The sequence below is a fragment of the Paracholeplasma morum genome (genome assembly GCF_016907055.1).
Lineage (GTDB): Bacteria > Bacillota_I > Bacilli_A > Acholeplasmatales > UBA5453 > Paracholeplasma > Paracholeplasma morum.
Genome location: NZ_JAFBBG010000010.1, coordinates 33,961 through 55,014, shown reverse-complemented (window position 1 = coordinate 55,014; position 21,054 = coordinate 33,961). Strand labels below are relative to the sequence as shown.

Below are 21,054 nucleotides of genomic sequence, written 5' to 3'. Positions count from 1 at the left end.
GGTTTGGATAGGAAGCCCCCACTTCGATTAAGTGGTGGGTAGTTCACATAGGAAGCTTAAACGGAATATGTTTGAGTCAAATGACTGCTAAAGGAATCATCCTCTTATATGAGAATGATTCCTTTTTACTTTTATGAACATTTGTTTGTAGGTTTTGAGTTTAGTCAATCAATTGAATACTATAGGGTTTTCGTGTATACTTTTAAGTGGTGATATAATGGTAGACATTGATAAATATTTCAAGCCTGATTTATCCAAGGCAAGAAAGAGAACAAAAGAAGATACTGAATACGTTTCTTATGAATTAGATCCTAAATATCAAAAGATTGGTATTGGGAAAACCTATAAAATCCAAACATACGGTTGCCAAGGAAATGAAGCCGATAGTGAAACTATGGCAGGTATCCTTAACAGTATGGGTTATATAAGCACGGATAATGAAAAAGAAGCAGATGTTATATTAATAAATACGTGCGCGATAAGAGAAAATGCTGAAAACAGAATCTGGGGAGAACTCGGAAGGTTAAAACCACTAAAAAGAAAGAATCCAGACCTTTTATTAGGTTTATGCGGTTGTATGGCTCAAGAAGAGAAAGTGGTAAATCGTATATTGGAAAAATATGATCAAGTAGACTTAGTATTTGGGACACATAACATTCACATGCTTCCAAACTACATTATGCAAGCTCACTTCAGCAAAGAACGTGTGATTGAAGTATTTTCTGAAGAAGGAAGCATCGTAGAAAACTTACCAAAAGTACGAGAACATAAGTTTAAAGCTTGGGTAAATATCATGTATGGGTGTGACGAATTTTGTACATACTGTATTGTTCCTTATACAAGGGGAAAAGAAAGATCTAGAAACAAAGATGAGATTATTGCAGAGGTTAAAGAACTTGTTCAAGAGGGGTATCAAGAAATTACGCTTTTGGGACAAAACGTCAACGCATACGGCAAAGATTTTAAAGACATTGATTATACTTTTGGCAATCTATTAATGGATTTAGATAAACTCGGAATCCCAAGAATTCGCTTTACAACAAGCCATCCACGAGATATCGATATGAGAACCATCGAAGCATTTAAGATATGTAAGTCTGTAATGCCACACCTACATCTACCTGTTCAATCAGGAAGCAATAGTGTGTTAAAGAAGATGAATCGTCACTATACCAAAGAGCGTTACCTTGAAGTTATTAAGGCACTGAAAGAAGCACGCCCTGATATTTCATTAACAACAGACTTAATTGTTGCGTTTCCTTCTGAAACAGAAGAAGATTTTCTTCAAACACTAGAATTGGTTAAACAAGTTGGCTTTGAAGGTGCTTATACATTTATATTCTCAAAACGTGCTGGAACACCAGCTGCAAGTTTTGAAGATGTTATTCCTGAAACCGAAAAAAAAGAACGACTAAGAAGATTAAACAAAGTTGTTAACGATGGTTATCTAGAATCAAGCACTAAGTATGTGGGCAAAATCATCAAAGTATTAGTTGATGGGGTATCCAAGCATGATGAAAATATTTTGGCTGGATATTCAGAACATAATAAACTGGTTAACTTTAAAGGTGATAAATCTCTAATTGGTAAAATCGTTGATGTTAAAGTAACAATCGCAAGAACTTGGTTCTTAATAGGAGAAGCCCTTGAATAGAAAAGATGAACTAATAAAACTAGTAAGTGAGATTGAAGAGATTAAAACTTACCAAAAATTTGAACAAGCAATTAACTCAAACAAGGACTTGAAAAAACGTTTTGCCGAACTAAAATCAATTCAAAAACAACTGGTAAACGCGAAGGCAATCCAAAAATCAAATGCCATCAAACAGTTTGAAGATACATACAGTGAGTTAAGAAATGAATTCGAATCAGAACCTTTGATTGAGACGTATTTAGATTTACAAAATGAGATTAATCAACTTTTAATTGAAGTAAAAGAGATTATAGAAACCGAGATAAATAAGGCATTATCAAATGATATTTTCAAAAGCGAAAACTAGTGGAAAAACCCTAGTATTCGCTTTTTTTGATTAGTCGGGATACTTGCTAAATAAGAGGTTTTGATGTATGATTATAATAGATTAACACTAACGGAGGGATTATTATGACAATTTTGTCCATGAACAGCGAAGTTAAGATGGGGGATCAACAAGTTAAAGTTGATAGTGTAATTCAAACACTAATGTTTTTTCCTGCAGAAAAAGTTGTTCGATTTTTTGAATCAATCGGACTAACCGTTCCAAGAAGGGTACGTATGAATGCACTTCGAAAAGAACTGGATAGTTATGTGACATCTAGACAAATTGTTCAACAAACTCTATCCGACGAAGTGAACTATCGTTTGTCTTGGTATGACAATTTTAGTGAGTCACAACTCATTAATTTAATTCCACAGTTTAGATCTTCTGATTTAGAGAAAAAAACATTGGAATCGTTATGGCTTAGCTTGTTAACTTATCTAATTGATAGAAAAGTACCTTCTAAAGAACTGTTATCATTCGTCAATGAAACTAGAGCACATTATGCCAATGTCGGTCCATTATCAGAAGATTTACTTGTTTATCATGGAAAATTAAACTCAATATTTTTCGATGATGAAAACCAAATTGATGGATTATCTCCAGAATTATTCAGACCAGTTTTATTTAAGAGTTCTACTTTAGTTGAACTTCGTGAAATCGGGCTTAAGTACGGGGTGGATGTTCCAAGAAGACTAAAGAAGAATGAATTGGTTGATATCATTATCCGTGAGCTCAAAAATCAAAACCAATACAAGCCTGATATTGAAGAAAAAGTCAAAAAAATGGCAGTAATTCAACTTCAACGTTTCGCGATCGAAAATAATATTAAGGCATCCATTGAACTGAAAAAAGAAGAAATTATTGAGTATATTCTAGCGAACGCAAAAGAAACTAAAGAGAAATACTATGTACCAATTAATCCAGGCGTTTATGAAGAGATTAAACCAACTGAACGTGTTTATATGGATGATATTAAGCAACCAATGACAGAAATTGAGTTTGAAGAAGAAATTGAGGCATTTGTAGATGCAAGAGCTCCAAAAGAAGAAATCGAGTCAGTCGTTGGTGTCATTGCTAAAGAACCTCAAGAAAAAGTGGTTCCTAAAGAAGTGAAATTCATAGAAGAGAAAATTCCTGAACCAAAAATAGAGAAAGAGATTGTTAAAGTGATTGAAAAACAAGTTGTCACAGATCAAGTATCATCCGAAACCATTAAATTATTGGTTGATGAACTTAAAGCACTACGTATGGATATTAATCAATATCACCAATTAATGCTAGATAAAGCTTATGAGAAAGCTCATAAACCTATTTTAAAACCAACCATTTTATCTGCTTATGAAACAACGCTTGATTCTAAAGAATGGAGCAAAGTTCAAAAAGAAGAAACAAAAGCCATTGAAGAATCTGAAAATGGATTTGTTGAAGAAAAGCATGATAAAGAGGTTCCAGTAGAAGCTAAGAAAGACGAAGTACAAAAGAAAGAAAAGAAAAAACACCCAGTACGTCGTTTCATTTTATGGACACTATTTATTGTGATAGTATTGGCAGCCGTTTACTTAACCATTGGATTGCTTAGAACTTATGGTGTTATTAATATTGGTTCTTATAAATCAGGTAAATTGCTAGATAAGATTCTTGATCCAGGATTTGAATTTGCTGAACATACAAGACATTATTTGGAAAACAATCTAAAATACATGTTCAATTGGGAAGCATTTATGAATTGGGTAAGAAACATATTTTAATGGGCTTATATGAAGTAGAAAGGTGATTGTATGGCTAAAAAAGAAACAACATACACTCCTATGATGCAACAGTATCTTGAAATTAAAAAGGACTACGCGGATGCGATAGTCTTTTTTAGATTAGGGGATTTTTATGAAATGTTTTTTGAAGATGCAATAATCGCTTCAAAGACATTAGAAATTGCGTTAACAGGTAGAGATGCAGGTGCAGAGGAACGAGTGCCAATGTGTGGTGTACCTCATCACGCTGTTATCCCATATGCACAAAAATTGATTCAAAACGGGTTTAAAATCGCGATAGTTGAACAAGTGACTGAACCAGGAAATGGTCTAGTAAAACGTGAAGTTGTCAAGTTGATTACACCAGGTATGATTATGGACGAAGGGATTTTGAATGCACGCACATTTAATTACATCGGAGGTATTGTTCGCGATGAAGCCCACTTTAACCTTGCATATGCAGACCTATCCACAGGGGATTTAAGTGTACTTCTTGAGTTAGGCGAAGACGAACTTATACAAGAAATTGTGCGTTTGGATCTAAAAGAAGTAGTCTTAGAATCCCATGAAAACCGCTTGATGGCCAAATTAGATAAACTCGTATTGCTTTCAAGCACCGATCATATTCTAAAACACGCACTTAATGAGTCTCTAAACCCAAAAGCCCAAAAAGCATCGGGTTTATTATTGAACTATTTAAAAGAAACACAAAGAAACGATTTAGAACAGTTTAACGAGATTAAAGTACTTGAGAAAAATTCTTATTTGAAACTAGATAGTCATTCTCGCTTAAGTTTGGAACTTACAGACACCTATAGTCATCACAAAGGTAGCACGCTAATTGAGGTCTTAGACCACTGTGTGACTGCGCTTGGTTCAAGACTTATAAGAAAGTTCATGGACGAACCAAGTAAAGAACAAAACGTCATCGAAAAAAGGTTTGATGTCATTGAAGCGATGCAGTCGTCAATGGTATCGTTACATCAACTTAAAGAAGCCTTAAAAGGCGTATATGACTTAAGAAGAATCACAACCAGAATAGCAACCAAAAATGCCAATGGTAAAGACCTGGCACAACTGAGACAAACTCTATCAAGGGTGCCAGAGATAAAACATGCCCTTTCACAGTTTAATCACCCACTACTAGATACCTATAATGATGAAATCTATGACTTAAATGACTTATATACTCTACTAGAGTCTGCCATCGAAGCTGAACCACCTCTAACTTTAAAAGAAGGTGGTCTAATTAAACTGGGCTATGACGCTTATTTAGATGAACTTAAGAATGCCAGCAGCGATGGTAAGGCATGGATGGTTCAATTTGAATCAAAAGAAAAAGAAAGAACAGGAATTAAAAATCTAAAAATAGGATATAACCGTGTATTTGGTTATTATATCGAAGTTACAAAAGGTAGCTTAGATTTAGTTAAAGAAGAATTTGGTTACCAAAGAAAACAAACCCTATCAGGGGCAGAACGATTCATTACGGAAGAGTTAAAAGAAAAAGAAACATTTATCTTAAGTGCTGGTGAAAAAGAAGTCGCGCTTGAGTATGAACTGTTTTTGAGAATTAGAGATATGGTTTCAAAAGAGACTAAGAATCTTCAAATATTATCAGACCAAATTGCATTTATTGATGCAATGTCAAATCTAGCCTTAGTTTCTAAGAAAAACAGGTATGTTAGACCTACATTTACGAATACCCGTAGTGTCTCTATCAAAAATGGTAGACACCCTGTTGTTGAACAATCGATTAAAGGCGATTTTGTCCAAAATGACATCGTGATTGATGATAAAGGGATTTTACTGATCACTGGTCCTAACATGAGTGGTAAATCTACTTATATGAGAATGTTTGCCCAACATGTTGTCATGGCTCAAATGGGATCATTCATTCCAGCAGACAGTGCAGAATTACCATTATTCGATCAAATCTTCACACGAATTGGAGCTTCTGATGACTTAAGTTTAGGTCAATCCACATTTATGGTTGAAATGCTCGAAACCAATGATGCCATTAAGCATGCGACTGATCAATCATTATTAATATTTGATGAAATTGGTCGAGGAACTGCCACATACGATGGTATGGCCTTGGCTCAAGCAATCATCGAATATGTCCATGAAAAAATCAAGTGCATTACGTTGTTTTCAACACATTATCATGAACTTACCGTTTTAGAGACCTCTCTTAAACGTTTAAAAAACATTCACGTTATGGCAGCTGAAGAAAAAAGAACCATTGTTTTCTTACACAAAATCAAAGAAGGTCCAACTGATAAATCGTATGGGATTAATGTTGCTGAACTTGCAAAACTTCCGAAACCTCTCATTAGAAGAGCAGAAGAGATTCTTAATCATTTGGAAAAAGACAAAAAACAAACTGCGCTGCTTAACTTATTCAATTTCGATGAAGTCGATGACTTAACTTATGTTTCTTTGAAAGAAGAAACCGTTCTAAATGAGCTTAAAGATCTAAATATCAATGAACTTAGTCCAATTGAAGCACTGTTACTATTGAAGAAGCTTCAAGAAGATTTAAAATAACTAGGAGGGAATTTCTTTGGCAAAAATCATAAAACTAGATGACAGATTATCCAACATGATTGCTGCTGGAGAAGTTGTCACGAGACCTGCAAGCGCACTAAAAGAATTGCTTGAGAATGCGATTGATGCGAAATCAAGCCAAATTGAGATTCATTTAAAAGGCAATGGCCTTGATGAGATTAAAGTCATCGATAATGGCGTTGGAATGGATAAAGAAGACATTCATTTAGCTTTTTTACGCCATGCGACTTCAAAAATCAAAAACGAGTATGACTTATCTCATATCAAAAGTCTAGGATTTAGAGGTGAAGCCATTCCCGCTATCGCATCTGTATCCAAAATGACGATTGCATCAAAAACGATAGACTCACTCCCATATGAAGTGACCTATGAAGGTGGAAAGCTTTCTAGCGAGCACCCAAGTCCAATCAATATTGGAACCGCAGTAACAGTCAGCGAACTCTTCTACAATGTTCCTGCAAGATTGAAATACATCAAGAGCCCACAACTTGAACTATCCTATATGTTAGAGGTTTGTGATGAAATGATGTTATCAAACCCTAATATAGCTTTCCTTGTGACCCATGATGGGAAAACCCTTAGACAATCTTATGGAGATTCTAACTATGAACACCTTTTTTCATCTGTCTATGGAACAGAGGTTGCCCAAAATCTCATATCTTATGAATCAAAACAAGAGGATATAAAAATAACCTCATATTTGATTAAACCTGTGATCACTAGATCAAAGAAGAATGATATTGTGATATTGGTTAATAATCGTACAATCAAAAACTACTTGTTAATCAATAGTGTCATTGAAGGGTATCACACCCATTTAATGGTTTCAAGATATCCGATCGCACTCATCAGAATTGAACTAGATACTAGTCTAGTAGATGTCAATGTGCACCCACAAAAGCGCGAGATAAAGTTTTCCAACGAATACTTAATCGCCAACCTAATTAGAGACAACATTAGAAATGCATTTTCCAGTAAACCACTAACCATCCCAGATGTCTTAAAGAGTGAAGAAAAATACGTAAAAGTATCTGGATTTGAATACTTGATGGAAACGGTGAATGAACCCACATTACCACTATTTGAAGAGTCCTATGAACCTTCAAAACCGCAAACTCAAAAACTTGAAGAAATGGATTACATCGGTAGTTATGCTGGAACATACTTGTTATTTCAAAACACAAATGGCTTATATTTAATAGATCAACATGCTGCGGCAGAACGCATTCGGTATGAAAAAATCTATAAGCGATTAGGCGATTTAAAAATTGATAAAAAGCAATTATTAACACCTATTTCTTATCAATTCAAGCCTTCAGAAGCGACGATTTTAGGTCAAAATTTAAGTCTTATTGAATCATATGGATTAACTTTTGAGATGTTTGGAGACTACATTTTCTTACTTAGAACCCTCCCGAGTTGGCTTGAAGAAAAAGACCTTGACTACATGGTTTATGGCTTAATAGAGCAATTAAGAGACTATCAAAAGATTGATTTATCTAAACTTAGAGATCAACTTGCAAAAGACATTAGTTGCAAAGGTGCAATCAAAGCAAATAAAGCACTATCACTGGATGAAGTTAACCACTTATTCCTAGGATTACAGGATTGTGAAAACCCTTATTATTGTCCACATGGACGCCCTGTAGTCATTAAGTTTACTCAATACGAAATTGAGAAACTCTTTAAGAGGATTGTATGAGAAAAGTCGTTGTAATATGCGGTCCAACCGCTGTTGGCAAAACAAGTCTCTCAATCGAGTTAGCTAAAAAGTATCAAGCTGAAATCATTAGCGGGGATTCTGTTCAAGTATATAAGGGTCTTGACATCGGATCAGCTAAAATCAAGGAATCAGAAAAACAAGGGGTAGTTCATCACCTAATCGACGTGTATGAACCAAGTGATTTATATGATGTAGCAACCTTTCAAAAAGAAGTTAGGAAGAAAATCGATGAAATCGAAAAACCATTCCTTGTGGGTGGCACTGGTCTATACATTAAAGCAGCTCTTTATAACTATGAGTTTGATACCCCTAAAAGAGACATTGAAGAAGAAAAAAAATATGATTTGCTTTCGAATGATGAATTATTTGAAATGCTCGTTAAACTCGATTATGATGCGTCGTTATTGATTCATAAAAATAACCGAAGACGTGTCTTACGTGCAATCGCGATGGCGAATGATAAAAAAAGAAGTTCTCTACAACAAAAAGATGAACCTCTATATGATGCCCTAATTCTCTACTTGACTATGCCAAGAGAACAACTTTATAACCGTATAAATGAACGCGTAGATATAATGGTAGAAGAAGGCTTACTAGATGAAGTTAATTCACTCAAAGAAAAAGGACATACGTTCAATATCCTTGGGTATCGTGAATTAAATGATTACTTAGATGGACTCATTAATTATGAGGATGCTATCGATTTAATTAAACAAAACACCCGTCATTTAGCTAAAAGGCAAGAAACCTGGTTTAGAAACCAAATGAAGGCGTTAATTGTGGATGTAACAAATAAGGAAGATGCACTAATCAAGCTTGATGAAGCGATTAAGTCATTTTACAAGAGGTAATATGAATATCTATTTAATCGGTATGCCCGGAACTGGAAAAACAACCATTGGTAAATTATTGGCTAAGAAGCTATCTTATGAATTTGTTGACCTTGATCATCAAATTGAGAAGGAATCTTTAATGTTTATTGATGTAATTTTTGAACAATATGGTGAAAAAATCTTTAGAGAACTTGAGACAAAAGCATTGAAAGAAGTCTCAACAGGAACCAATAAAATCATTTCAACTGGTGGTGGGATCGTCACCATTAAGGAAAACAAAAACTACATGGATGGATTGGTGATATTCATTGATACAGAACTCGATATTATCGAAGAACGCATCCAAAATGACTTTCCGCGTCCATTATTAAAAACGAAAACGTTAAGCACACTTAAAGATGAAAGAATGCTTAAATATATTTTTTTTGCCGATGTTATTGTCTCGAACGATTCTGATCCTGATAAAACAGTCACAGAAATCCTGAAGGCACTGGAAAACCATCATGCTTAAAGGGGTAATCGTGAATGGCCCTAACTTAAACATGTTGGGCAAAAGAAACAAGGACCATTACGGGTCATTAACACTGGCTGATATTAACCATCTAATTACAGAGGCGTATCCAGCAATTCAATTTAGTTTTTACCAGTCTAATCACGAAGGACAACTCATCGATTTCTTACAAGGATTAGAAGGAATTGATTTCATCGTTATGAATCCTGGAGGATTAGCTCACTATTCAGTAGCACTTAGAGATGCATTCGAATTGGTTCATGCAAAAAAGGCAATTGTTCATTTATCGGACATAGAACAAAGAGAATCTTTTAGACATATAGATTTATTTAAAGAGATTTCAGATGTATACTATAAAGGCTTAAAAGCGTATAGCTATATCTTCGCAATCAAAGAATTGCTCGAAAAACATTTACAATCATCAAATGTATGATATAATAAGTAAGGTATTTTTTATGGAGGTAACAATATGATTAGCACAAGCGATTTTAAAACGGGATTAACCATTAGCTTTGATGGTAACATCTTTCAAATTATTGAATTTATGCACGTAAAACCTGGAAAAGGTGCGGCATTTGTTCGTTCTAAATTAAGAAATTTAAGAACTGGCGCAGTTATTGACTATACATTCAGTGCAAGTGAAAAAATGGAAAAAGCCCAAATTGACAAAACTAAGATGCAATATTTATACGCAGCAGGCGATACTTTTGTATTTATGAATATGGAAACATATGAACAAATCGAATTATCTCAAGTTCAAGTAGAAAATGAAATCAAATATATCTATGAAGGTATGGAAGTTGATGTCATGTTCTATGAAGAAAGAGAAGTATTAGGGATTATCTTACCAGACAAAGTCACTCTACAAGTAGTTGAGACTGTACCTGGTGTTAAAGGTGATACTAAGACCAATGCACTTAAAGACGCAATTCTTCAAACTGGTTTACTTGTGAAAGTACCAATGTTCATTGAAGAAGGCGAAAAAATTATCGTAAGTACACAAGACGGCTCATACGTTTCAAGAGAAAAGTAATTGAAAAAACTTAAGGGTGAAATTAGCCCTTTTTTTCTTGAAATGGGTAATGTTATGCTATAATAACAATGAATTGCGAGGAACCTATATGAGATTACAAAAAAGATTAGCTGAGGCAGGAATTGCTTCAAGAAGAGGTGCTGTTTCTGTTATTGAATCCGGCAGAGTAAAAGTGAATGGACAAATCATTACTGAACCAGGATTTCCAGTTAATCCCAAAGATATGGTAACCGTAGATGACAAAATGATTGAAAAAGAAATCCATGTTTATTATTTACTTAATAAACCTACCGGTTATGTAACAACCGTAAAGGATGACAAAAACAGAAAAACAGTTATGGATTTATTTGATGAAGTCGATCGTAGTCATCGTATTTTCCCTGTAGGAAGACTTGATTTTGATACAGCTGGATTACTACTTTTCACCAATGATGGTGATTTAGCCTATTACTTGACACGTCCAGAATTTGAAGTAAAGAAAACGTATCTTGCTAGGGTTGAAGGTATGCTTACAAAAGTAGCCATCAAAACTCTTAAAACTGGGGTAGTAATTGAGAATAATTACACCACTAGACCTGCCCAAGTTAGAGCAGTTGAATATGATAAAAGAAACATGACCACCTTGGTTGAAATCATCATTCATGAGGGGAAGAATCAACAAGTTAGACAGATGTTTGACAAAGTTGGATTCCCAGTAAAAAACTTAACAAGAGTCGGGTATGCTGATTTAACCTTAGAGGGTGTTGAACGTGGAAGCTATAGACCACTCAAAATTCATGAGGTCAAAAAACTCTACGGAGAAATTAAAAAATAGTATTAGATATAGAATTTGCACATATATAGTGATATAATTAAGGGGTGTGGAGGTTAATCATGCCGGGATTTAAAGTTGCAATCGATGGACCAGCTGGAAGCGGTAAATCAACCATTAGCAAAAGAGTTGCTAAACAATTAAATTTGACACATATCGACACTGGTGCGATGTACCGTGCGATTACTTATATGGCATTGGAAAAGAAAATAAATTTAGACGATGAAGAAAGTTATAAATTTATGGAAGATGTCAAAGTGAGATATGAAAAAGAAAGAATCTACGTTAATGACCTAGATGTAACAAGTCTTATTCGTTCAGACTTGGTGACCAGAAATGTATCTAAAGTTTCTTCATTCCCATATGTAAGGAAAATCTTAGTACATATTCAAAAACAAGCTGCTGAAAACATCGATGTAATTATGGATGGAAGAGACATTGGGACCGTTGTGTTGCCAAATGCAGATTTGAAAATTTTCTTAACAGCTGCGGTTAAGGAAAGGGCAAAACGACGTCAAAAGGACAAAGAAGAATTAGGTATCAAACAAGATATCGATTCATTAGAGTCTGAAATTATTGAACGCGATTTAAAGGATTCCACAAGAAAAGAATCCCCGCTCGTATGCGCAGATGATGCTATCGTGATTGATACGACCCACTACACAATAGAGGACACAACCAATCGTATCATAGAAGAAATATTGAAAAAGGAGAAATACCATGGAAGAACTACAAATGAAGGACGTTAATCTTGTATCACTGAAGGTAAATGACAGAGTTGAGGGAACAGTTTTCAAAGTTGAAGACAAAGTGATTACACTAACCCTTGAAAACCATGAAGAGGCTAGAATGTTCGTTGAGTTTTATGACGGGGTTATTACTTCATTCATCGGAACTGTTAAGGAAGGGGACAAAGTAACTGCGATCATCAAGAAAATTAATGATGACCCTAGTTTTATTTTGCTGTCAAGAATTCCATTACTGAAAGAAGAAAAGTATGCTCAAATTGAATTGGCATACAAAGAAAACAAGACAATTCTTGCTAAAATTAGCAAAGTTGATGACAAAGGCCTACATTTAAAGTACCTTGGTTTCGATATATTTTTACCATTTGGCCTTTTGGACCGCGAACTTGTTGATCAAAAAGCATCCCTTAAGGGTCAAAACCTAGAAGTAAACCTAATTGAAGTAAAAGGCTCTGTTAACAGACCACGATTGATTGCTTCAAGAAAACAAATTTTCGAAGCAAAACGTCAACAAGAATTAGAAACAAGACAACAAGCTAGAAAAGAAGAAATCGACAACATCAAAACAGGCGACGTATTAGTAGGCACAGTTGAAAGACTAGACCCACATGCTGCAACCGTTCGTTTTGAACATGTTGCAGGTTTATTGAGAATTTCTCAAATTTCTCATCAACGCATTGAAAACATCGCTGATGTATTAGAACTTGGACAACAAATCGAAGTTAAGATTATCAAAAAAGAAGGTATGAGACTAGACTTATCTCGTAAGGTTTTATTACCTACTCCATTTGAAGTCTTTGCTGAAAACCATAAAAAAGGCTCAACTGTTACTGGTGAAGTCGTTCAAAAGCTACCATTCGGTATTATCATTGAGTTTGAAGACGGCGTTAGAGGATTATTACACGCTAGCGAATACTCATGGAATCCAAATGATAACTTTGCAAACTTCGTAAAAATTGGTGACAAAGTAGAATCTGCTATTTTAAGCATCGATGTTAAAAAGAGCAAGATTAGCTTATCAAGAAAAGCCATGGTAGATAACCCATGGAAAGATGTAACTTTCAAAAAAGGTGAAGACGTAACTGCGAAAGTTGTTGAAATCATCACGGATAAAGGTATGAATGTTGAAGCCAAAGGCGTTATTGGATTCATCCCTGTATCAGAATTATCAGTGGACAGAGTTCATAAGATTGAAGATTTATTTGCAATTAATGATGAAGTCACTGCAAGAGTAATTGAAGTCAATCCGAAAGAATGGCATTTAAAGCTTTCAATTAGACAAGTAACTGAAGAACATATTCGTAGCGAGTACGAACCATTCCTAAATGATCAAGAAGAGGCTACAACAACCTTAGGTGATCTTTTCGGAAACGTACTTAAAGACAAAAAGACAAAATAAATGAGGTGATGGCTTTGCCATTTAAAGTAGCTATTGTAGGTCGTCCTAACGTTGGAAAATCGAGCCTGTTTAATCGCTTAATAGGTTCAAGATTGTCCATAACTAATGATGCTCCTGGTGTAACGCGTGACCGCATTTATGCCAAAACAGAATGGTTAACAAAAAGTTTCGCAGTGATTGATACTGGGGGCATCGAAATTAGCGATGCCCCTTTTTTAGAACAAATCAAACAACAAGCAGAAGTCGCGATTCAAGAAGCTGATCTGATTGTTTTTGTTGTTGACTCTAGACAAGGGTTAACAGATGATGATTTATACATCGCTAAACGTTTATATCCAACGGATAAAGATGTTATTGTTGCAGTTAACAAAGTCGATAACCTAGATTTAAAACAATCGATTTATGAATTCTATGCATTAGGATTTGGCGATCCAATCGCAATCTCCGCCAACCACGGTATTGGGGTTGGTGAATTAATGGATGCGATTGTTGCCAAAATGCCTGAGGATAACATTGAAGTTGAAGATGACTCAATAAAGTTGGCTGTTATTGGATACCCTAATGTTGGTAAATCTAGTTTGACCAATGCAATTCTTGGACAAGAAAGAACCATCGTCAGCGAAGTTGCAGGGACAACTAGAGATGCAGTTGATACACCATTTACAAAAGATGATGTCAAATACACAATCATTGATACTGCCGGTATTAAGAAACGTGGACAAGTATATGAAAGTACTGAAAAGTACTCAGTCCTAAGAGCACTTCAAGCCATCGAAAGATGCGATGTTGCACTAATAGTTGTCGATGGTTCTAGAGACATAATCGCTCAAGACATGCACGTTGCCGGTTATGTCCAAGACTATGCCAAAGCAAGTGTTGTCGTTGTTAATAAATGGGATATCGTCAATAAAGATGAAAAAACTATGAATAAGATGACTCAATCCATCTATGATACATTCAAATTCTTGAGCTATGCTGAAGTAGTTTTTGTCTCAGCAAAAGAATCTAAACGTATCGATACAATTTATCCAGCAATTAATAAGGCATTTGAAAACTACAACAAACGTATTCCAACCAATGTTATCAATGACATATTGGTAGATAGCGTTGCGATGAATCCACCTGCTATTTTTAATAGAGGAAAGGCAAAGTTCTCTTATGTTACACAAGTTTCGACTAAACCCCCAACATTTGTTATATTTGTGAATGACCCAGATTTCGTTCACTTCTCCTATCAACGATATTTAGAAAACCAATTTAGAAAAGCGTTTGATTTTACAGGAACACCAATCAAACTCATATTTAGAAAGAAGGACTAAAGATGAAGTTAGCTATTCTCGGTGGTGGCGCATGGGGTGCAACCCTAGGGCAACTTTTAATTGATAATGGTCATGATGTAATGATCTATGACATCAATCAATCGTTTGTTGACGTCATCAATGAAAAACACATACACCCTTTCTTTGATTTGCCTCTTCAAGAGTCACTGGTAGCAACCAATGACTTATCGGTGGCACTCAATTATTCAGATTATATCGTATTAGCAGTACCAACAAAGGTAATGCGTGGTTTGTTGACAACCATTAACAATTTGTTAGATAAACCTAAGTATTTCATTAACGTATCCAAAGGGATCGAACCTGACACACAAAAACGTGTCTCAGAAATAGTTTTTGAAGTTGTTTCTTCAAAAAATCTAAAAGGATTTGCAGTGTTGACTGGACCATCTCATGCAGAAGAAGTCATAAAACGTAAACTAACGTTGCTGACAGTCGCTTCAAGCGATGAAGAACTTGCTACTGAACTGCAAACGGTTTTCTCGAATGAAACGTATATGAGAGTCTACCGTTCAACCGATTTAATTGGATGCGAAGTAGGTGGCGCAGTTAAAAACGCAATCGCTGTTGTATCGGGGATTGCGACAGGTTTAGACATGGGTGAAAATGCAAGAGCAGCATTAATCACACGTGGTATCCTTGAAATGGTTCGCGTGATTGAATCCTATGGTGGAACAAAAGAAAGTGCATTTGGGTTAACTGGTATTGGTGACTTAATTGTTACAGCTACGAGTGAACACTCAAGAAACTTTAAAGCAGGTAAAGAAATTGGTAAAGGTAAGAGCCTTGATCAAATCTATGCTGAACAAAAACAAACGATTGAAGGAGTTAGATCAATTCTAGCTTTACATCAACTAGCGAAGCATAAAGGTTTATCACTTCCGATTATTGAGGTTGCCTATAAAGTAATTTATGAAGACATGTCCGTTGATAGCGCTATCACGCAATTATTAACGCGTACACTGAAAAGTGAGAAAATTGAGTAAAAAATGAGTGCCGAAAGGCACTTTTTCGCACTATTATCAATAAAATAGTTAACAAATTGCATAATTTTTATTGCATATCAAAAACAAGCGTGATATAATGGCGATATAAAGACAAGAGGAGGTTCAATATGAACAAAACAGAATTAATCGCTGTAGTAGCAGAAAAATCACAAGTAACAAAAAAAGTTGCTGAAGAAGTTTTAAATGCATTTGTTGAAAGTGTTGCTGAAAGTCTTGGCAAACATGGCGAAAAAGTAGTACTAACTGGTTTTGGAACATTTGAAGTTCGTAATCGTGCTCAAAGAGAAGGCCGTGACCCACGTTCTGGTGAAACGATTCATATCCCTGCACAAAAAACTCCTGCTTTCAAAGCTGGTAAAGTTTTAAAAGACGCTGTAAAATAATCAAGTGAAAGTCTCTTATAAGGGGACTTTTTTTCTTTTGTAGATAGACTAGTTTCTTTATTGTGGACTTTTTTTAGTCCACTTTTTTCTTATTTAATGAATTACTAATAAAACCAATAAACATGGGCTAAAGTAGCCCGTTTATTATGTTATAATAATTCTGGTGATACTATGACGGAAGCTTTCATGAAAGCATTAACTAATGATGTTTTTTATTTTTTTAATAATCCTGTAAACTTAAATCAACAAGATGAACGAGGACAAAGCTTATTGCATTATGCAGTCAGAACCAGCTCTGTTCAAGTGATCAGTTATTTACTAGACAATGATATCGATGTTAACTTAGTGGATTCTAATGGAGAATCTGCCCTTTTTGATTGTGCAAAAAAAGGTAAGATGACCATTGCAAAGCAACTGATTAAAAAATATGCTAACGTGAATATTCAAAATAAAAAAGGTGAAATGCCAATCCATTTAGCGGCTTTGAGAGCAGATACAGATATGATTAAGTTATTAATGGAAAGTGGCTCTAAAACGGATTTAAAGACCAATGAAGGACATTCTTTAGTTCATTATGCAATCAAAAGTGGAAGCATCACATTTTTTGAGTTTATTCTCAAGAACTTAACATGTAAATCTAAAGATCCTGATCAAAACAGAAACACATTACTTCATATTGCTTCTGAATTAGGTAATGTCGATGTCGTTTCTTACCTTTTAAAAGACAAGTATAATCCATATCTGAAAAATAACTCAAAAGAAACGCCACTCTTCTGTGCCATTAGAAGTGGTAAAGTGGATGTGTTGAATCTTCTGTTAGAAGAAGGGTCTTATGTGGATATCCAAAATAGATTTGGAGAAACCCCACTGGAGTATGCTCAAAAAATAGGGCATTTCGATATGGCAGATATTTTAGAAACCTATTCAAACAGCTCAGTCTATCAACGTCATATAAAGAAAAATCCCCTTAGGTACGCTGTACTCAAAGAGGATTATCTACTACTGAATGAAGTTTTACTCAAAGGGATTAAAGATCAAAAAGATGCTTATAATCTTTATGCAGTTGACTATGCGTCTAAAGAAAAACTCGTCGTATTCGTCAAAAAAATTAAAGAATCATAATCAGAACAGCCACAAAGTTGTATAAAGCATGAACCATGATGCTGGACCAAACGTTGTGGTTGTTTTTTATATAAATATAGCCTAGTGCTAATCCGCTCGCACTATAGGTAATCCAGTTTGTAACAAATCCCAAAACGGATGTTTCAGCGACAACATGGATTAACCCAAATAGCAATGATGAAACAACAATCGCGATCTTCGGATTTTTAATCAATGAAAATAATGATTTTCTAAAAATGAGTTCTTCGATTACCGGGGCAAATATTACGGTAACAGCTAGAATCAAAATCCCATACTGAGATTTAAATGATGACTCAATCGCCTGCTGATTCAAGGCTTGTTCTGGCAAGTATTTAAAGCCATTACTAATAATCGTTACGATAATGTTTGCAAAAAAAGCTACAAGAATCATTGTTAAGTAACCATAACCAAGATCTTTTGCAATGTTTTCTCTTGGGAAATGTTGTTTAAATTCTTCGACCAGTGATTTTTTCGTAATTGGGATTAGACTCGCAGCTAACATCACATAAATTATGAAGTTTAGTACTGCGTTTGCGTTGTTAGTAAAGTAAGTGGCTTCTTTAGGATAGTAATAGGTTCCATCTGACAAGTCTATTTCAAATGCTTCAAGAAAAGCACTGTTATCATCGCCTAAGAACCGTTTGATGGACATATGATAGCCATCTTTAATCGGCCATTTCGGATTAATATCCTCATAGATTGAAGTGATTTGATTTGCTTCATAAGACTCTGATAAAAATCGATTGCCTTTGTTCGCAAACACGACAAACGCCTCTGTTTCGTATAGTACTTCGATGTTCTCATAGTCAGCTTTATAAAGCTCATAAGATGCTTTGGATAAGTAACCAATGCTATATGTAGAAGCCTCAACGTTTTCAAACATACTTTGGGTCTCATTAATGGTTTTTGTTCCTAATGCTAAAGATAACATCCCGAGTTGAACTAATCCAGCTAGAACCATTGTAACCAAGAAATAGATTACAAGTAGTAAAGCTGCTTTTGGTTTCTCGTAGCGATTAACCATCACTACATTAACCGGTTTTTCTTCAACGAATAATTCATCAAAGTTTATAATTTTGTCTTCGTCGTCAATTTTCATATATGAATCCTCCTAAATAAACTATTACTATTATACTATAGTTCTTTGAATTTTTTTGATATATTCCAGAAATTGTGATAATATGTTATCGGATGTGATAATATGAAAAAAACCTATTTAGTCATAGGTCTAGACACATTTGGAATAGCCTTATGTGAAGAATTAACCAGCCTGGGTGCTGACGTAATCGCTTTAGATAGAAAAGAAGAAGCTATAAGTAGAGTTACTTCGTTTGTTGAGAATGCGGTAATTGGAGATTCAACTGATATCAACGTATTAAGAGAAATTGGTGCTCAGCATGCTGACCATGCGATTGTCTCAATCCCGGGTAACGTTGAAAATAGTATTTTAACAACCATGATTCTTGCGGATTTAAAAGTAGATAAAATCACTGTCAAAGTTGACAATGACTATCATGCAAAAGTAGCAGAAAAAGTTGGAGCAACCGAAGTAATATCCTCAGAGAAATCTGCAGGTAAACGTTTAGCGAGAAGACTATTGTCTGATAACGTATTAGACTACTATAATATTACAGATGATTATGGTGTCTATGAAATATTCATCAGCGAAACGTTTAAGAGTACTAAGGTCGTTGATCTTGATGTTAGAAATCGCTTTGATGTAAACATTCTACTAATAAAGAGAGGTAAGAATGTAATTTTACCTAAAGCCGATAGTGAACTTCGCAGTAAAGACATTGTCATCGTGCTTGGAAAACATGATCGTATTTCAAAATTCCAAAGTATCTTACACTAAATCAGTTTCTAACTGATTTTTTTCTTTTCAATTTGTGATATAATAAAAAACAAAAAGGGGCGTTCTTATGCGATTGTTAGTTGCCACACAAAACGAGTTTAAGAAAAAAGAAATCGAAGCGATTTTAAAGGATTCTTTTGATATCATCTCTTTAAAAGACCTTAAAGATTTTGATGATGTCAAAGAGACTGGAGACACATTCTTTGAAAATGCACTGTTAAAAGCCAGTTATTTCGCAAAGAAACATAACATGCTTACTTTAGCAGATGATACAGGACTATGCGTCACTTCCTTAAATGGTGCACCAGGGGTATTTTCTCAAAGATATTCAGGTTTAGGCGATGAAGCGAATATTGATCTACTTTTAGACGAATTAAATGGGTCTAAGTTTAGAGATGCTTACTTTATGACGGTCATTGTGATTTACAACCCTGAGGACCAAAGCTATCAAAGTTTCAAAGGCCGTTTAGATGGATTGATTACAACGTCAAGGCGAGGCACAAACGGATTTGGATATGATTCAGTATTCTATATTCCCGGAATGGATAAGACTTTAGCAGAACTGGATACGAAAACCAAAAATACGATATCTCATAGAGCACTTGCGCTAGATTTGGTTAAGGAGTCATTCAAGTGAAAATCCTAATCACATCTGATGCCCACGGTAGATTTGATCGTTTATCAATGATTCAAAATCTACACTCAGATAGAGACCTTCATCTAGATGCAGGTGATTTAGTGATTACTCAAAGAGAGTACGACCAATTGCATATTGAAGCCGTTAGTGGAAATGCTGATCGGTTTTTAGAATTGCCGATTCACATTGTAAAAACCATTGACCACAAACGCTTTTTGGTACTACATGGACATACTGAAAACGTTAAGTATGGTTTGGATAAATTGATTGATCTCGCTTTAAACCTCAAAGTGGATTACGTCATTTATGGTCACACACATGTTCAAAAAATAACAAATTATAAAAATATCATATTGATTAATCCAGGCGCAATATCCAACATTATTCCTGAATATGCGATTTATGAAGATGGTCAAATTGTTTTAAAAAAAGGAGTATAAAATGGAAACGTTAATTATTGAAAAAGCAAGTCAAATACTGAACAAAGAAGTGTGTATTGTTCATAGACTTTTAGGTGGGATGAGTAATTATACTTATGTCATCGAGGCAGATGGTGCAAAATACACATTCAGATTACCTGGTGAAAAGGCAGAAAACTTTGTCGATCGTGGTATTGAGCTTAAAAATATCGAACTGGTTGAACCACTGGGGATAACGAATCATACTGTTTATTTAGATTTGGTCTCTGGGATTAAAGTCGCACAGTATGTGGAAGGTGAAATTTTATCGACACTCGATAGACATAATCACTTAGAAGCTGTATCAAACACACTAAAAGTAATTCACAGATCTGGATTAAAAGCGTTGAATGATTACGATATGATTGGCAGACTAAAGAAGTATGAGAAGTTGAATCATACTCATAATGATAACTATTTTGTATTAAAAGACCATTGGTTAAAGTTATATGAACTTTATAAGAATGATCCTTTAGTACTTTGTCACGGAGATGCACAACCATCTAATTTCATTATTACTGACAAACGTGCCCTAGTAGTAGACTTTGAATTCACAGGAAATAACGATCCTTATTATGATATAGCATGTTTTGGAAACATGGATTTTAGTGATGCTAAAGCATTATTGGATGTTTATTTGGGTAGAAAACCAACCAAAGAAGAAATGAAGAAACTGATTTTCTACCGTATGTTTCAAACCTTACAATGGCATCAAGTAGCAACCTTCAAACATGAAATCGGTCTATCTGAAAAATTGCATATTCCGTTTGATGTGGTTGCTTTAAAATACTTAGAAAAAGCTACACAACTGGAAAAAGAATACCACGAGGTATAACAA

21 protein-coding genes are annotated in these 21,054 nt (G+C 34.9%); 20 read left to right on the top strand and 1 reads right to left on the bottom strand.

Going from position 1 to position 21,054, the window contains the following annotated elements; all coding sequences use genetic code 11:
* The first annotated feature begins 217 nt into the window (after positions 1–217).
* The 16 genes from miaB to JN09_RS05500 all read left to right on the top strand — a co-directional run bounded on the left by miaB (position 218) and on the right by JN09_RS05500 (position 17,245).
* Positions 218–1,654, top strand: coding sequence for a tRNA (N6-isopentenyl adenosine(37)-C2)-methylthiotransferase MiaB (miaB, locus tag JN09_RS05575; RefSeq protein ID WP_204433605.1), 1,437 nt, complete (start codon positions 218–220; stop codon positions 1,652–1,654).
* Positions 1,647–2,000: a YlbF family regulator gene (locus JN09_RS05570; RefSeq protein ID WP_204433600.1), complete on the top strand. Its 354-nt coding sequence runs from the start codon at positions 1,647–1,649 to the stop codon at positions 1,998–2,000. Before miaB ends, JN09_RS05570 begins: the two co-directional genes overlap by 8 nt.
* 104 nt (positions 2,001–2,104) lie before the next feature.
* On the top strand, positions 2,105–3,769 hold the full coding sequence (locus tag JN09_RS05565) for a hypothetical protein (RefSeq protein WP_204433598.1): 1,665 nt from the start codon (positions 2,105–2,107) through the stop codon (positions 3,767–3,769).
* 30 nt (positions 3,770–3,799) lie between these two features.
* Positions 3,800–6,319: a DNA mismatch repair protein MutS gene (gene mutS / locus JN09_RS05560; RefSeq protein ID WP_204433596.1), complete on the top strand. Its 2,520-nt coding sequence runs from the start codon at positions 3,800–3,802 to the stop codon at positions 6,317–6,319.
* 16 nt (positions 6,320–6,335) lie between these two features.
* Positions 6,336–8,042: a DNA mismatch repair endonuclease MutL gene (mutL, locus tag JN09_RS05555; RefSeq protein ID WP_204433590.1), complete on the top strand. Its 1,707-nt coding sequence runs from the start codon at positions 6,336–6,338 to the stop codon at positions 8,040–8,042.
* The gene (gene miaA / locus JN09_RS05550) at positions 8,039–8,914 is read left to right on the top strand and encodes a tRNA (adenosine(37)-N6)-dimethylallyltransferase MiaA (protein WP_204433587.1); all 876 of its coding nucleotides are present in this window, start codon (positions 8,039–8,041) and stop codon (positions 8,912–8,914) included. The genes mutL and miaA overlap by 4 nt, the downstream gene beginning before the upstream one ends.
* A gap of 1 nt (position 8,915) precedes the next feature.
* Positions 8,916–9,407, top strand: coding sequence for a shikimate kinase (locus JN09_RS05545; protein ID WP_204433585.1), 492 nt, complete (start codon positions 8,916–8,918; stop codon positions 9,405–9,407).
* The gene (locus JN09_RS05540) at positions 9,400–9,840 is read left to right on the top strand and encodes a type II 3-dehydroquinate dehydratase (RefSeq protein ID WP_204433584.1); all 441 of its coding nucleotides are present in this window, start codon (positions 9,400–9,402) and stop codon (positions 9,838–9,840) included. The genes JN09_RS05545 and JN09_RS05540 overlap by 8 nt, the downstream gene beginning before the upstream one ends.
* Positions 9,841–9,876: 36 nt before the next feature.
* On the top strand, positions 9,877–10,440 hold the full coding sequence (efp, locus tag JN09_RS05535; protein WP_204433582.1) for an elongation factor P: 564 nt from the start codon (positions 9,877–9,879) through the stop codon (positions 10,438–10,440).
* Positions 10,441–10,528: 88 nt separating this feature from the next.
* Positions 10,529–11,254 carry a pseudouridine synthase gene (locus JN09_RS05530; RefSeq protein WP_204433580.1) on the top strand — a complete coding sequence of 242 codons (726 nt, stop codon included), beginning with the start codon at positions 10,529–10,531 and terminating at the stop codon, positions 11,252–11,254.
* A 56-nt stretch (positions 11,255–11,310) separates the two neighbouring features.
* Positions 11,311–12,000: a (d)CMP kinase gene (gene cmk, locus JN09_RS05525; RefSeq protein WP_373422800.1), complete on the top strand. Its 690-nt coding sequence runs from the start codon at positions 11,311–11,313 to the stop codon at positions 11,998–12,000.
* On the top strand, positions 11,972–13,396 hold the full coding sequence (locus JN09_RS05520) for a S1 RNA-binding domain-containing protein (protein ID WP_204433572.1): 1,425 nt from the start codon (positions 11,972–11,974) through the stop codon (positions 13,394–13,396). The genes cmk and JN09_RS05520 overlap by 29 nt, the downstream gene beginning before the upstream one ends.
* A gap of 8 nt (positions 13,397–13,404) precedes the next feature.
* The gene (gene der / locus JN09_RS05515) at positions 13,405–14,715 is read left to right on the top strand and encodes a ribosome biogenesis GTPase Der (protein WP_204433570.1); all 1,311 of its coding nucleotides are present in this window, start codon (positions 13,405–13,407) and stop codon (positions 14,713–14,715) included.
* A gap of 2 nt (positions 14,716–14,717) precedes the next feature.
* The gene (locus JN09_RS05510; protein ID WP_204433568.1) at positions 14,718–15,719 is read left to right on the top strand and encodes an NAD(P)H-dependent glycerol-3-phosphate dehydrogenase; all 1,002 of its coding nucleotides are present in this window, start codon (positions 14,718–14,720) and stop codon (positions 15,717–15,719) included.
* 128 nt (positions 15,720–15,847) lie between these two features.
* The gene (locus tag JN09_RS05505; RefSeq protein ID WP_204433567.1) at positions 15,848–16,123 is read left to right on the top strand and encodes an HU family DNA-binding protein; all 276 of its coding nucleotides are present in this window, start codon (positions 15,848–15,850) and stop codon (positions 16,121–16,123) included.
* A 186-nt stretch (positions 16,124–16,309) separates the two neighbouring features.
* Positions 16,310–17,245, top strand: a complete 936-nt coding sequence (locus JN09_RS05500; RefSeq protein WP_204433566.1) for an ankyrin repeat domain-containing protein — start codon at positions 16,310–16,312, stop codon at positions 17,243–17,245.
* Here JN09_RS05500 and JN09_RS05495 read toward each other — a convergent pair.
* Positions 17,232–18,365, bottom strand: a complete 1,134-nt coding sequence (locus JN09_RS05495) for a CPBP family intramembrane glutamic endopeptidase (RefSeq protein WP_204433565.1) — start codon at positions 18,363–18,365, stop codon at positions 17,232–17,234. The genes JN09_RS05500 and JN09_RS05495 overlap by 14 nt on opposite strands.
* A gap of 102 nt (positions 18,366–18,467) precedes the next feature.
* Here JN09_RS05495 and JN09_RS05490 point away from each other — a divergent pair, with 102 nt between their 5' ends.
* The 4 genes from JN09_RS05490 (at position 18,468) to JN09_RS05475 (ending at position 21,051) form a co-directional block, all read left to right on the top strand.
* A complete protein-coding gene (locus JN09_RS05490) occupies positions 18,468–19,121 on the top strand; it encodes a potassium channel family protein (protein WP_204433564.1) in 654 nt (217 codons plus the stop codon).
* A 67-nt stretch (positions 19,122–19,188) separates the two neighbouring features.
* Positions 19,189–19,758, top strand: a complete 570-nt coding sequence (gene rdgB, locus JN09_RS05485; RefSeq protein ID WP_204433563.1) for an RdgB/HAM1 family non-canonical purine NTP pyrophosphatase — start codon at positions 19,189–19,191, stop codon at positions 19,756–19,758.
* Positions 19,755–20,198, top strand: coding sequence for a metallophosphoesterase family protein (locus JN09_RS05480; RefSeq protein ID WP_204433558.1), 444 nt, complete (start codon positions 19,755–19,757; stop codon positions 20,196–20,198). Before rdgB ends, JN09_RS05480 begins: the two co-directional genes overlap by 4 nt.
* A 1-nt stretch (position 20,199) precedes the next feature.
* On the top strand, positions 20,200–21,051 hold the full coding sequence (locus JN09_RS05475; RefSeq protein WP_204433557.1) for a choline/ethanolamine kinase family protein: 852 nt from the start codon (positions 20,200–20,202) through the stop codon (positions 21,049–21,051).
* Positions 21,052–21,054: the final 3 nt, after the last annotated feature.

Coding starts and splice junctions, on each gene's coding strand:
- miaB (WP_204433605.1), top strand. CDS start 218: ATGGTAGACATTGATAAATATTTCAAGCCTGATTTATCCAAGGCAAGA.
- JN09_RS05565 (WP_204433598.1), top strand. CDS start 2,105: ATGACAATTTTGTCCATGAACAGCGAAGTTAAGATGGGGGATCAACAA.
- mutS (WP_204433596.1), top strand. CDS start 3,800: ATGGCTAAAAAAGAAACAACATACACTCCTATGATGCAACAGTATCTT.
- miaA (WP_204433587.1), top strand. CDS start 8,039: ATGAGAAAAGTCGTTGTAATATGCGGTCCAACCGCTGTTGGCAAAACA.
- JN09_RS05545 (WP_204433585.1), top strand. CDS start 8,916: ATGAATATCTATTTAATCGGTATGCCCGGAACTGGAAAAACAACCATT.
- JN09_RS05540 (WP_204433584.1), top strand. CDS start 9,400: ATGCTTAAAGGGGTAATCGTGAATGGCCCTAACTTAAACATGTTGGGC.
- efp (WP_204433582.1), top strand. CDS start 9,877: ATGATTAGCACAAGCGATTTTAAAACGGGATTAACCATTAGCTTTGAT.
- JN09_RS05530 (WP_204433580.1), top strand. CDS start 10,529: ATGAGATTACAAAAAAGATTAGCTGAGGCAGGAATTGCTTCAAGAAGA.
- JN09_RS05520 (WP_204433572.1), top strand. CDS start 11,972: ATGGAAGAACTACAAATGAAGGACGTTAATCTTGTATCACTGAAGGTA.
- der (WP_204433570.1), top strand. CDS start 13,405: ATGGCTTTGCCATTTAAAGTAGCTATTGTAGGTCGTCCTAACGTTGGA.
- JN09_RS05510 (WP_204433568.1), top strand. CDS start 14,718: ATGAAGTTAGCTATTCTCGGTGGTGGCGCATGGGGTGCAACCCTAGGG.
- JN09_RS05505 (WP_204433567.1), top strand. CDS start 15,848: ATGAACAAAACAGAATTAATCGCTGTAGTAGCAGAAAAATCACAAGTA.
- JN09_RS05500 (WP_204433566.1), top strand. CDS start 16,310: ATGAAAGCATTAACTAATGATGTTTTTTATTTTTTTAATAATCCTGTA.
- JN09_RS05495 (WP_204433565.1), bottom strand. CDS start 18,365: ATGAAAATTGACGACGAAGACAAAATTATAAACTTTGATGAATTATTC.
- JN09_RS05490 (WP_204433564.1), top strand. CDS start 18,468: ATGAAAAAAACCTATTTAGTCATAGGTCTAGACACATTTGGAATAGCC.
- rdgB (WP_204433563.1), top strand. CDS start 19,189: ATGCGATTGTTAGTTGCCACACAAAACGAGTTTAAGAAAAAAGAAATC.
- JN09_RS05475 (WP_204433557.1), top strand. CDS start 20,200: ATGGAAACGTTAATTATTGAAAAAGCAAGTCAAATACTGAACAAAGAA.